This is a genomic window from Stenotrophomonas sp. STM01 (assembly GCF_014852135.1).
GTDB classification, from domain to species: domain Bacteria; phylum Pseudomonadota; class Gammaproteobacteria; order Xanthomonadales; family Xanthomonadaceae; genus Stenotrophomonas; species Stenotrophomonas capsici.
Genome location: NZ_JACVBA010000002.1, coordinates 128,461 through 140,776 on the forward strand (window position 1 = coordinate 128,461; position 12,316 = coordinate 140,776).

General features: G+C 67.0%; 14 protein-coding genes. 3 read left to right on the forward strand and 11 right to left on the reverse strand.

All coding sequences use genetic code 11. The features are described 5' to 3' along the window. Positions 1-23 precede the first annotated feature (23 nt). Both IB227_RS10630 and IB227_RS10635 read left to right on the forward strand, forming a co-directional pair. Entirely contained in the window at positions 24-1,607 is a 1,584-nt protein-coding gene (locus tag IB227_RS10630; protein WP_318639540.1) for a choline dehydrogenase, read from the forward strand. A 212-nt stretch (positions 1,608-1,819) separates the two neighbouring features. After that, positions 1,820-3,232, forward strand: coding sequence for a serine hydrolase domain-containing protein (locus IB227_RS10635; RefSeq protein ID WP_192287404.1), 1,413 nt, complete (start codon positions 1,820-1,822; stop codon positions 3,230-3,232). 282 nt (positions 3,233-3,514) lie between these two features. On the opposite strand, the gene IB227_RS10640 is transcribed toward IB227_RS10635, so the two are convergent. From IB227_RS10640 to nudE, 10 genes are all read right to left on the reverse strand, one after another. After that, the gene (locus IB227_RS10640; RefSeq protein WP_132865293.1) at positions 3,515-4,018 is read right to left on the reverse strand and encodes a histidine biosynthesis protein HisIE; all 504 of its coding nucleotides are present in this window, start codon (positions 4,016-4,018) and stop codon (positions 3,515-3,517) included. Between the two features lie 804 nt (positions 4,019-4,822). After that, positions 4,823-5,218 (reverse strand): glycine cleavage system protein GcvH, encoded by a 396-nt coding sequence (gene gcvH, locus IB227_RS10645; RefSeq protein ID WP_132865294.1) that lies wholly within the window; start codon positions 5,216-5,218, stop codon positions 4,823-4,825. A gap of 90 nt (positions 5,219-5,308) precedes the next feature. Then, entirely contained in the window at positions 5,309-6,415 is a 1,107-nt protein-coding gene (gene gcvT, locus IB227_RS10650) for a glycine cleavage system aminomethyltransferase GcvT (RefSeq protein ID WP_192287405.1), read from the reverse strand. 88 nt (positions 6,416-6,503) lie between these two features. Next, positions 6,504-6,935, reverse strand: coding sequence for an NfeD family protein (locus IB227_RS10655; protein ID WP_132865296.1), 432 nt, complete (start codon positions 6,933-6,935; stop codon positions 6,504-6,506). A 3-nt stretch (positions 6,936-6,938) separates the two neighbouring features. Further along, a complete protein-coding gene (locus IB227_RS10660; protein ID WP_132865297.1) occupies positions 6,939-7,910 on the reverse strand; it encodes an SPFH domain-containing protein in 972 nt (323 codons plus the stop codon). Positions 7,911-7,961: 51 nt separating this feature from the next. Next, a complete protein-coding gene (locus tag IB227_RS10665) occupies positions 7,962-8,264 on the reverse strand; it encodes a DUF962 domain-containing protein (RefSeq protein ID WP_132865298.1) in 303 nt (100 codons plus the stop codon). A 38-nt stretch (positions 8,265-8,302) separates the two neighbouring features. After that, on the reverse strand, positions 8,303-8,626 hold the full coding sequence (locus IB227_RS10670) for a YnfA family protein (RefSeq protein ID WP_132865299.1): 324 nt from the start codon (positions 8,624-8,626) through the stop codon (positions 8,303-8,305). Beyond that, positions 8,623-9,441 (reverse strand): nucleoside triphosphate pyrophosphohydrolase, encoded by an 819-nt coding sequence (gene mazG, locus IB227_RS10675; RefSeq protein ID WP_192287914.1) that lies wholly within the window; start codon positions 9,439-9,441, stop codon positions 8,623-8,625. The genes IB227_RS10670 and mazG overlap by 4 nt, the downstream gene beginning before the upstream one ends. Before the next feature lie 67 nt (positions 9,442-9,508). After that, on the reverse strand, positions 9,509-10,315 hold the full coding sequence (gene cysQ, locus IB227_RS10680; RefSeq protein ID WP_132865301.1) for a 3'(2'),5'-bisphosphate nucleotidase CysQ: 807 nt from the start codon (positions 10,313-10,315) through the stop codon (positions 9,509-9,511). Continuing rightward, the gene (nudE, locus tag IB227_RS10685) at positions 10,312-10,860 is read right to left on the reverse strand and encodes an ADP compounds hydrolase NudE (RefSeq protein WP_132865302.1); all 549 of its coding nucleotides are present in this window, start codon (positions 10,858-10,860) and stop codon (positions 10,312-10,314) included. Before nudE ends, cysQ begins: the two co-directional genes overlap by 4 nt. Before the next feature lie 124 nt (positions 10,861-10,984). On the opposite strand from nudE, the gene IB227_RS10690 reads away from it, so the two are divergent. Next, positions 10,985-11,719 (forward strand): 16S rRNA (uracil(1498)-N(3))-methyltransferase, encoded by a 735-nt coding sequence (locus tag IB227_RS10690; protein WP_192287406.1) that lies wholly within the window; start codon positions 10,985-10,987, stop codon positions 11,717-11,719. Positions 11,720-11,829: 110 nt separating this feature from the next. On the opposite strand, the gene IB227_RS10695 is transcribed toward IB227_RS10690, so the two are convergent. After that, positions 11,830-12,300, reverse strand: a complete 471-nt coding sequence (locus tag IB227_RS10695) for a chemotaxis protein CheW (protein ID WP_132865304.1) — start codon at positions 12,298-12,300, stop codon at positions 11,830-11,832. Positions 12,301-12,316 lie beyond the last annotated feature (16 nt).

Genomic DNA, 12,316 nt, shown 5'->3' on the forward strand with positions numbered 1-12,316 from the left:
CAACGCTCGTGCAGGGGAATACCGTGAAGGAATTCGACTACATCATCGTCGGTGCCGGCTCGGCCGGTTGCGTGCTGGCCAACCGGCTCAGCGCCGACCCGCAGCGGCGGGTGCTGCTGGTCGAAGCCGGCCCCCGTGACTGGAACCCATTGATCCACATGCCCGCCGGCATCGCGCGGCTGGTCCGCAACCGCCGGGTCAACTGGAGCTACGACACCGAGCCGGAGCCGGCCTTGAACCAGCGTCGGCTGTGGTGGCCACGCGGCAAGGTGCTGGGCGGTTCCAGTTCGATCAACGCCATGTGCTACGTGCGCGGCGTGTGCGGCGACTACGACCGCTGGGCACAGGCCGGTGCCACCGGCTGGGACTGGGACAGCGTGCTGCCCTGGTTCCGGCGCAGCGAGGGCAACCGCCGCGGTGCCGATGCCCTGCACGGTGCCGACGGCCCGCTGCAGGTGGCCGACCTGCGCCACGTCAACCCGCTGAGCCATGCCTTCCTGCTGGCCGGGCAGCAGGCCGGCCATGCGCTCAACGAGGACTTCAATGGTCCTGACCAATTGGGGGTCGGCCTGTACCAGGTCACCCAGAAGGACGGTGCCCGTTGCTCCTCCGCCGCGGCCTACCTCACGCCCGTGCGCCAGCGCCCCAACCTGCAGGTGCTCACCGGTGCGCAGGTCGAGCGCGTGCAGATCGACGACGCCCGCGCGACCGGCGTGGTGCTGCGCGTCGGCGGGCAACGCCGGCACCTGCGCGCCAGCGGCGAGGTACTGCTCAGTGCCGGTGCGATCAACTCGCCGCAGTTGTTGATGCTGTCCGGCATCGGCCCGGCCGACCACCTGCGCGGCCACGGCATCGACGTGCACCTGGACCAGCCCGGCGTTGGCGCCAACCTGCAGGATCACCTGGACATCTGCACGCTCTACCGCACCGTGCCCGGCGTCAGCTACGACCGCGCCAGCGAACTGAAGATCGGCTTCGACTACTTCCTGCGCGGCCGGCGTGGCGCCGGCACCAGCAACGTGGCCGAGGCCGGCGGCTTCGTCCGCAGCCGCTACGCCCCCGACGAGCGCGCCGACATCCAGTTCCACTTCGTCCCGGCGATGCTCGATGACCACGGCCGCCATCGCCTGCCCGGCGACGGCTACACCCTGCACGCCTGCTACCTGCATCCGCGCAGCCGCGGCCACATCGGCCTGGCCAGCAGCGACCCGCGTGCGCCGGCGCGCATCCACGCCAACTACCTGGGGGATGCCGGGGGCTTCGACCTGAAGATGATGATCGAGGCCGCACGGCTGAGCCGGGACATCCTGCGCCAGCCCGCGTTCGATCGCTGGCGCAGGGCGCCGCTGTTCCCCGAACGCGAGGACCTGGACGACGCCGGGCTGGAGGCCTTCATCCGCGCCAAGGCCGAGACCATCTATCACCCCATCGGCACCTGCCGGATGGGCAGCGACGCCACCGCCGTTGTCGATCCGCAGCTACGGGTACGCGGCATCGACGGGCTGCGGGTCATCGATGCCTCGGTCATGCCCACGCTGGTCAGCGGCAACACCAACGCCCCGACCATCATGATCGCCGAGCGCGCCGCTGCCCTGATCCGGGGCTGAGAGGCCATCGCTTCGTGGCAGGCATCACGCTTTGCAGCGCAGTCAGCTTTGCATGGCCCCGGCGATCCAGCGGACGGTCCCGAACCCTGCTGCCGGCTTAAAGAAAAATCAGCGATTTCAACATGATGCCCATTCATCCTCTTCTTGTTTGTGCAATCAGGAAAAGCGGCGCTAGAATCGCTGGCAGCTGTAACCAACAGGCATCCATCACGATGAAAGAGAACAACAATCGCCGGCGTATCCGTCCGGTGGCATCGGGGTTGCTCGGGGTGTTGATGCCCTTCGCATTGTCTTCGACGGCACAGACGCCGACCCACGACAGCCTGCCCGCCGCGGCAGCGCCGGCCGCCCTGCCGGTGAACCTTGAGAACGCCCCCGCCCAATCGCCGACCCAGCCGATGCCCTATCGCGTCGCCCTGCGGCCGGACCAGGTGCAACCGCTGCCCGCCGATTTCAACGTCGCTGCCATCGAATCGCTGGCCGAGCAGTTGACCTACGGCAACCGCGTGCCGGGCATGGCGATGGCGATCGTGCAGGACGGCCGCATCCTGTCGGCGCGTGGCTACGGCGTCACCGACATCAGCAACCCGCAGCCGGTCGATGCGCACACCGTGTTCCGCCTGGCCTCGCTGTCCAAGGCCTTCGCCGGCACCATGGCCGGCCTGCTGGTCAACGACGGCACGCTGCGCTGGGACAGCAAGGTCACCGATTACGTACCCGGCTTCCGCCTGTCCACGCCGGAGGCCACCAGCAAGCTCACCGTCGCCGACGTGCTGAGCCATCGTGTCGGCCTCACCTACAACGCCTACGACCGCGACGTCGAAGCCAATGCCGATTACTACACGCTGACCCAGAAGCTGGCCAGCGCGCCACTGCGCTGCGAGCCGGGTGATTGCTACGCCTACCAGAACGTCGCCTTCAGTCTGGTCGGCGACGTGGTGTTCGCCGCCTCGGGCAACTTCTACGAGCAGGCGGTGGAGAAGCGCATCCTCAAGCCGCTGGGCATGAACGATGCCAGCCTGGGTCTGGCCGGCATCCAGGCCAGCTCGCGCTGGGCGCGCCCGCACGTGCGCAGCCGCAATGGCTGGGTGTCGCTGAGCCCCAAGCCCACTTACTACCGCGTGGCTCCGGCGGCAGGCGTCAACGCCAGCGCCAGTGACATGGCGCAGTGGCTGCTGGCCCACACCGGCCACCGTCCGGACGTACTGCCGGCGCCGCTGCTGGCCACCCTGCATGCACCGCTGGTCAACACGCCCGGCGAGATGCGTTCGGGCTGGCGTCACCAGCGCCTGTCCTCGGCCGGCTATGCACTGGGTTGGCGCGTGTTCGACTACTCCGGGCACCAGGTGGTGTTCCATGCCGGTGCCGTGCAGGGCTATCGCGGACTGGTCGCGTTGCTGCCCGAGCGCGACCTGGGCATCGCCATCATGTGGAACGGCGAGAGCAGCCTGCCCAGCGGCATGATGCCGACCATCCTGGACCGTGCCATCGGCCTGCCGACGCAGCGTTGGCTCGACGTGGACACCGACTTCGGCAGCGACAACCTGATGGCCGAGGACAGTGCCCCGGCACGCAGCGGCAAGAAGGGCGCCTCGTCCGAGCGCGCCAACGCCTCGCCACGCTGATCCCGACATTCGTGCAACACCCGAGGGCGGCCAATGGCCGCCCTTCTTTTTTCGCAGGTGCGGCATCAGCCGCGAAGCCGGCACCACGGCGACCAATCCCGCAGTTGCCGGCAGTACATCCGTCACCCGCACAACGAACGTCCACCGAATCACGCCTACGCCCGGTTGGGTATCGGCTTCGCGGCCAAGGCCTCTCCCACGGGGTGGACGTCGCGCATAAAAAAACTCCCTCCCCGCTGGGCAGTCGGGGAAGGAGTCTCAGGTACCGCTACCGAGCTTGGATCAGATCAGCGGTGCCGGGGTTGCCGGCAGGGCGACCGGAGCGGCCTTCTTCTTGCGAGCGGCCGGCTTCTTCTTGGCAGCAACCTTCTTGGCAGCCGGCTTCTTGGCAGCGGCCTTCTTGACGGTCTTCTTCACGGCCTTCTTGGCGGTGGCCTTCTTGGCAACCTTCTTGACGGCCTTCTTGGCAGTTGCCTTCTTGGCAACCTTCTTCACCGCCTTCTTGGCGGCGGCCTTCTTGGCAACCTTCTTGACGGTCTTCTTGGCAGCAGCCTTCTTGGCAGTCTTCTTCACTGCCTTCTTGGCGGTTGCCTTCTTGGCGACCTTCTTCACTGCCTTCTTGGCGGTCTTCTTGACGGCCTTCTTGGCGGTGGCCTTCTTGGCGACCTTCTTCACTGCCTTCTTGGCGGTTGCCTTCTTGGCAACCTTCTTCACGGCAGCTTTCTTGGCGACTTTCTTCACCGCCTTCTTGGCGGCCGGCTTCTTAGCAGCTTTTTTCGTGGCCATTGTATGGCTCCTCGTCAGTGATCTATGGAATTGAAATGCCCAGTTGAAGCAAACCCGCGGTTGGATCCGCGGAGGACCGACGACGCGTCAGGCGCGTCGTGACGGATACAGAAACACCCGCAACGATTCCCGCCACGGGTGCCATGTCTTGTTCGGGGGGTGTTTCGCGGAAGGAAGCGAGTCCTGCTCCACCATCGAGAGAATCCTGGCGGACGTCCAAGTTGTGCTTCGCGTCTGAATGTTGATCCGGCTCACTCGCTTCCGCAGGAAAGGTCTGCTGGGCGAAACCTAATCACGGTTTTTTTTACTGTCAACTGTCTTTTCAAAAAATTTTCGGGAAGCACCCGCGCCACCCCTCCGCCGCCACCGACCTTCCGGCACCGCAGGCACCCGCCCATCGATCGCACCCAAGGCGGTCGCGAAAAACACGAATGCAAAAAACATCGGGAAAAACGCACTTTTCGTTTCACGCATGCGGCAACGCATGCATGCGTGCAGCATCGATGCCGACACCTTGCGGGGTGCCGGCGACGCTCGGCCGACACCCGCCCGGCAGCAAAAAAAAATTCAGCCGGTGGTGATCCTTTGTTCAGCGCGACGGACATTTTGCGCAGAATTTTTTGCACCCTTCGCCGCCTTGGCGGTAACCGTTCGCACCGTCGCGCGCATGTGTTGATGCCGGTCGAGCATGTCGCCGTCCGGCGCCGAACACTTGCCCTGCGTCCACGTCATCACGCGGCGCTGACATCGGCGCAAACAAAAACGGCCGCCTCGCGGCGGCCGTCTCGTCGATGCGGAACGGACTCAGTGGTCCTCGTTCTCCAGCATCTCGGCGTAGTCGTCCGGACCGAGCAGGTCGTTCAACTGCTCCGGCTCGGACAACTCGACGACGAACAGCCAGCCGTCGCCGTAGGCGTCTTCGTTGATGGTTTCCGGCTTGTCGGTCAGCGCTTCGTTGACCTCCACGACGGTACCGGACACCGGGCTGTAGACATCCGATGCCGCCTTGACCGATTCAACCACGGCGGCGCCGACGCCTACCTGCACGCTGTCGCCGACAGCCGGCAGCTCGACGTACACCAGGTCGCCCAGCAGGCCTTGGGCATGGTCGGAAATGCCGACGGTGACGCGGCCGTTACCTTCGGTACGGGCCCACTCGTGGGACTTGAGGAATTTGAGGTCGCCAGGGATCTCGCTCATGGAACTGCTCCGAAAAAAGCGGTGGTCGGGATGGAACACTAGTTTAACGAACCGGGCACGCGGTGGTGCCCGGTCCGGTCAGGCAAACAATCAGAGGTTGATGCCGGCTTGCGCCTGGCCGTCGCGCACGAACGGGAACTTCACCACCCGCACCGGCACTTCCTTGCCACGGATGTCCACGCGCACCTCGCCCGGCACGCCGGCCGGCACGCGGGCGAAGGCGATCGCCTTGCCCAGCGTCGGCGAGAAGGTACCGGACAGGATCTCGCCCTCGCCATTGGCGGTGAGCACCTTCTGGCCATGGCGCAGCACGCCCTTCTCGTCCATCACCAGGCCGATCATCTGGCGCGCGTCACCGGCAGCCTTCTGTGCCTCGAGCACCGGGCGTCCGATGAAGTCGCGGCCTTCGTCCAGGCTGACGGTCCAGGCCAGCGCCGCTTCGAACGGGCTGACGGTTTCGTCCATGTCCTGGCCATAGAGGTTCATGCCCGCTTCCAGGCGCAGCGTGTCACGCGCGCCCAGGCCGGCCGGCTTCACGCCGGCGGCCAGCAGCGCGTTCCAGAACGCGACGACCTGGTCCTGCGGCAACAGCACTTCGTAGCCGTCCTCGCCGGTGTAGCCGGTACGTGCGACGAACAGCTTCACGCCGGCGCTGGAGGTGACCTCCAGCGCGGCGAAACGTGCCAGCTTGTCCAGCGCGGCGCGGTCGGCCTCGGCCACCAGCCCGGCGACCAGCGCACGCGCCTGCGGCCCCTGCACGGCGACGATCGCCAGCTCTTCGCGCTCGACCACGTCCACGTCGAACGCGGCGGCCTGCTGGCGGATCCAGGCCAGGTCCTTCTCGCGGGTGGAGGCGTTGACCACCATGCGGAAGAAGTCCTCGCCCAGGAAGTAGACGATCAGGTCGTCGATCACCCCGCCCTGCGGGTTGAGCATGCAGGAGTACAGCGCCTTGCCGCTGACCTTGAGCTTGTCGATGGAGTTGGCCAGCAGGTGGCGCAGAAACTCACGGGTGCGCGCACCCTTCAGGTCGACCACGGTCATGTGGCTGACGTCGAACATGCCGGCCGCGGTGCGGACCAGGTGATGCTCATCGATCTGCGAGCCGTAGTGGATCGGCATGTCCCAGCCGCCGAAGTCGACCATCTTGGCGCCGAGCGAGCGGTGGGTGTCGTTGAGCAGGGTTTTCAGGGTCATGGCCGTTCCACGTAAAAGAGGTGCGGCATTATCCCAGATGGCACCATTTAAAACCTGCGGCACCGCCACACGACGGCACCGCCGGCACTCAGGCCGGCTGCACCTTCAGGGTCATGCCGTCCACCGCCACCACGCGCACGCGGCTGTCCACCGGCAGGTCCGGCCCGGCCACCACCCAAAGCGCATCGTCGACCTTGGCCCGCCCGCTGCCATCGACGATGGCCTGTTCGAGCACCACCACGCGCCCGACCAGTTGCTCGGCGCGGCGGTTGAGCAGTGGCTGGTCGCTCTGCCGTGCCGCCTTACGGAACCAGGTGCGGTAGACCTGGATGGAGACGAAGCTCAGCACCACGAACAGCACCACCTGCAGCAGCAGGCTCATGCCATCGAACAGCCACACCAGCGCGAACACCACCGCCGCGGCGATGCCCATCCACAGCATGAATGCGCCGGGGAGCAACGCTTCGGCGGCGAACAGCACCACCGCCAGCGCCGCCCACGCAATGACCTCCCAGCGCATGGCTCAGCGCTCCAGCGGCGGCGGGTTGCCGCGTGCCGGTGCCGGCTTGCGCTCGTCCTGGCGGCCGAATGCCTCCCTGGCCAATTCAGCGACGCCGGCGATCGAACCGATCACGCCGGAGGCCTCCATCGGCATCAGCACCAGCTTCTGGTTCGGCGAGTTGGCCAGTTCGGCGAAGGCCTCCACATACTTCTGCGCGACGAAGTAGTTGATCGCCTGCACGTTGCCGTTGGCGATGGCGTCGGACACCATCGTGGTCGCCTTGGCTTCGGCCTCGGCCAGGCGCTCGCGGGCCTCGGCATCACGGAAGGCGGCCTCCTTGCGGCCCTCGGCCTCCAGCACCGCGGCCTGCTTCTGGCCTTCGGCGCGCAGGATCTCCGACTGGCGGACGCCTTCGGCTTCCAGCACCGCGGCGCGCTTGTTCTGCTCGGCCATCTTCTGCTGCTGCATCGACTGCACCAGGTTGGTCGGCGGCTGGATGTCCTTGATCTCGATGCGGGTGACCTTCACGCCCCACGGGTTGGTGGCGTGGTCGACGACGTTGAGCAGCTTGGCGTTGATGGTCTCGCGCTGGCTCAGCGATTCGTCCAGGTCCATCGAACCGATCACGGTGCGGATGTTGGTCTGGACCAGGGCGATCATCGCCACTTCCAGGTTGGCCACTTCATAGGCCGCCTTGGCCGCGTCCAGCACCTGGAAGAACACCACCCCGTCCACGCGCACGACCGCGTTGTCCTTGGTGATCACGTCCTGGCTGGGGACGTCCAGCACCTGCTCCATCATGTTGACCTTGCGCCCCACCCCGTACACCACCGGGAACAGGAAGTGCAGGCCGGGGGTCATCGTGTGGGTGTACCTGCCGAAGCGCTCGACCGTCCACTCGTAGCCCTGCGGCACCATGCGCACGGTCTTGAACAGGACGATGATGCCTGCCACCGCCACGACCAACGCGAGAAATCCTGCTCCGCCGCCCATTTGCCCTCTCCCGAGCCTGTGTGATGGGGCGAGTATAGCCAGCCCCGCCGGTTACAGCGGCAGGCGCCCGCGCAGGATGTCGGCGAACATCACCCAGTCGCCGGCGAAGGAATAGAACGGATGGCTGAAGGTGGCCGGGCGGTTCTTCTCGAAAAAGAAGTGCCCCACCCAGGCAAAGCCGTAGCCGCACAGCAGCGCGGCCAGCAACCAGCCCCATTGCTGCTGCCACATGGCCAGCGCTAGGCAGCCGAGCACGCCCCAGCTGCCGATGAAGTGCAGCCGGCGGCAGGTGCGGTTGCGGTGCTCCTGCAGGTAGTACGGGTAGAACTGGCGGAAACTGCTGAAACGCGACATGGCCTGCTCCCGGGGTTCCCGCGCGCAGGATAGAACCTTCAGTCGGCGCGTGGCGCGAACATGATCACGGCCATGCCTAGCAGGCACAGGCCACCGCCCAGCAGGTCCCAGCGGCTCGGCCGCACCGCGTCCACCAGCCACAGCCACAGCAGCGCCACGCACACATAGACGCCGCCGTAGGCCGCATAGACGCGCCCGCTGGCGGTGGGGTGCAAGGTCAGCAGCCAGGCAAACAGCGCCAGGCTCGCCGCCGCCGGCAGCAGCAGCCAGGGACTGCCCTGTTTGCGCAGCCACAACCACGGCAGGTAGCAGCCGACGATCTCGGCCACCGCGGTCAGCAGGAACAGCAACGCCGTCTTCATCGCGCCGCGCCCTTTTCCTCGTCCTTCACCTGCCGCCACAGTGCTTCCTGCTGCGCCAGGTCCAGGTCCTGCATGGCACCACCGCGTGCCCGCGCGTGTGTTTCCATCGCGCGGAAGCGGCGCTCGAACTTGAGGTTGGCCTGGCGCAACGCGGTGCCGACATCGACGCGCGCATGCCGCGCGAGGTTGGCGCAGACGAACAGCACGTCGCCGATCTCCTCCTGCAGGCGCGCCTGGTTGGCATCGACCGGCCCGGCGGCGAACTCGGCCTGCACCTCATCCACCTCCTCGCGCAGCTTGTCCAGCACCGGCACCGGGTCGGGCCAGTCGAAGCCGGTGCGCGCGGCACGCGACTGCAGCTTGGTCGCCCGTTGCCATTCCGGCAGGCCACGCGAGATGCCGGCCAGCGCCGAATCATCGGTCTCGCCCCGGGCGGCACGCTCGGCGCGCTTGATCTGTTCCCAGTTGGCGCTGACATCGCCGGCACCGTCAACGCGGGCGTCGGCGAAGATGTGCGGATGGCGGCGGACCATCTTGTCGCTGATCGAGGCCACCACGTCACCGAAGTCGAACGCGCCCTGCTCACTGGCCATCTGCGCGTGAAACACCACCTGCAGCAGCAGGTCGCCGAGTTCGTCCTTCAGGTCGTCCAGGTCGTTGCGATCGATCGCATCGGCCACCTCGTAGGCTTCCTCGACGGTGTACGGCGCGATGCTGGCGAAGTCCTGCTGCAGGTCCCACGGACAGCCGCCGGCCGGATCGCGCAGGCGCGCCATGATGTTCAACAGCGTCTGGATGTCGTTGCGCCCGGACATGTCGGTGGTGCCCTCATCAACAAAGCGCCGGCGTCGGCCGGCGCGGATCAGCATGCAGGCAGTGGGCTCAGAGCCCGGCCACCCAGTCCTGCCACGGCAGCGAGGCATCCCCCAACGCGACGAAGTCGCCATTGAGCAGACGCGGCCGCTGGTTGTACTGGAACGGTGCGCCGCTGTCGGCGGCCAGCAGCACGCCACCGGCGGCCTCCAGCACGCATTGCCCGGCGGCCGTGTCCCATTCACTGGTCGGTCCCAGCCGCGGGTACACGTCCAGCGTGCCCTCGGCGATGCGGCAGAACTTCAGTGACGAGCCCTGCGCGACCATCTCGATCTCGCCCATGCGCTGCAGCAGCAACTCGGTACGGCCGCTGCGGTGCGAACGGCTGGCGGCCACACGCAACGGCAGCGCCGGCGGCACGCGGGTGATGATCACCTCGTCCTGTCCGTTCTCCCGGCGATAGGCCCTGTCGCCACGCATTGCGTGCCAGACCACCCCGGTCACCGGTGCCTGCACCACGCCGAACACCGCGTGGCCATCGACGATCAGCGCGATGTTCACGCTGAACTCGCCATTGCGCTTGATGAATTCGCGGGTGCCGTCGAGCGGGTCGACCAGCCAGTAGCGCGACCACTGCCGACGGGTTTCCCATGGCAGCTGCGCCGACTCCTCCGACAGCACCGGGATGTCGGGCGTCAGTGCCGCCAGGCCGTCGACGATCAGCCGGTGTGCGGCCAGGTCGGCGGTGGTGACCGGGCTGTCATCGTCCTTGCGTTCGATATCGAAGCCATTGGCGTAGACCTGCATGATCGCGACGCCGGCACGCTGGGCAATGTCGATCACCGCCTCGCGCTGCAAACGGTCCAGCCCACTCATGCCTGCTTCCCCAGCCACTCGCGGGCGATGAACAGCGCCGCCAGCGAGCGGCCTTCGGAGAAGTCCTCGCGCAGCATCAGCTGGTCCAGCTCGGCCAGCTTCCACGGCACCACTTCCAGCTCCTCCGGCTCATCCCCGGCCAGCCGTTCCGGGTACAGGTCACGCGCCAGCACCAGCCAGGACGCGTGGCTCATGTAGGTCGGTGCCAATGTCATCGCACGCAGGACCTCGACCTTGCGCGCACCGTAGCCGGCTTCTTCCTTCAGCTCGCGGTCGGCGGCCTGTTCAGGGGTTTCGCCGGCATCGATGCGGCCCTTGACCAAGCCCAGTTCGTAGCGGTGCAGGCCGGCGGCGTACTCGCGCACCAGCAGCACGGTCTCGGCGTCCAGCATCGGCACCACCACCACCGCGCCATGCCCACGGCTCACCAGCCGTTGGAAGTGGCGGCGTTCACCGTTGGAAAACTCCAGGTCCAGCTGTTCCTGGCGGAACGGACCGATGTCCTGCTCGACCACCTTGTGGATCTGCGGCAACCGGCGGCTCATGCGTGGGCCCCGGCACGAATGCGGAGGATCGATAGAATGCGCATTGGCAGATACGTTCTCATGAGCCTGAAATGCTAGCAGACCCGGCCCCTTTCCCGCCGACCCGCCATCGCGAGGTCCCCCGATGCGCCTGACCCGTTGCCCCGTCGACCTGCCGCTGCAGGTGGGCCAGACCCTGTCGCTGCCCGAAGAGGCCGCCAATCACCTGGTGCGGGTGATGCGCCTGCGCGAAGGCGAAGGCTGCGTGCTGTTCAACGGTGACGGCCACGATTACGCCGCCACGGTGAGCAGCATCGGCAAGCGCGAGGTGCAGGTGCATGTCGACCGCTCCGACGCACTGGACAACGAATCGCCGCTGACGATCACTCTGCTGCAGGGCATCGCGCGCGGCGAGAAGATGGACCTGATCCTGCAGAAGGCCACCGAACTGGGCGTGGGCCGGATCCTGCCGGTCAACGCCGAGCGCACCGAGGTGAAGCTGGATGCGGCGCGCGCCGAGAAACGGCTGGCGCACTGGCGCAGCGTGGTTGGCTCGGCCTGCGGGCAATCCGGCCGCGCCCGGATTCCCCGGATCGACGCACCGCTGTCATTGGCCGCCGCGGCCGCGGCCTTGCCGCCCCAGACCCTGCGACTGACGTTGGACCCGCAGGGTGAGCATCGCCTTGCCACGCTGGAGGCGGCACCGGCCAATGGCGTGGTGATCGCGATCGGTCCGGAAGGCGGCTGGTCGCCCCGTGACCGCCAGCAACTGGCCGATGCCGGCTTCCAGGGCCTGCAGCTCGGCCCGCGCATCCTGCGCACCGAAACCGCGGGGCTGGCGGCCATCGCCGCATTGCAGGCGAAGCTGGGCGATCTCTGAGCGTTGCCGGGTGCACGCGCGAGTGGCCCGGCAGGCGGTGGCGGCAGCACAGGCTGGTGACATATAAAAAAGCCGCGCGAGTGCGCGGCTTTCCTGTCCCGGCGCTGGGCTCAGGCGGCCGCCAGCGCCGCGGTCACCGCGCTTTCGATGGCATCCAGGTCCGGCAGCAGGGCACTCTGCTCGCCCAGCAGCACGCGCATGTGCACCACGCCCGGCAGGCTTTCTTCCGATGCGTCGGCCAGCAGGCCATCGCGGGGCACCGCGATCAACTGCGGGAAGGACTGGGTCAGCAGCGCGAAGTACGGCAGCTCCGGGTTTCCACCCAGGGCCTTGAGCACCACCACCTTGTTGTTGCCGCTGACCGGCTCGCCGCCCTGCCCGCTCAGGCCGGCATAGGACAGCAGCGGGACGCTCCAGCCGTGCCAGGCGATCTGGCCGACCAGCCAGGCCGGGGCATTGCCGATCGGCTCGACCGGCACACGCGACATCATTTCCGCGACCGTGGCATTGGGCAACAGCACGCGCTCGTTGCCGGCCTGGATCAGGACCCCACGTACTTCGTCGTTGTTTGCGTAGCTCATCGTCGATTCCTTGGTT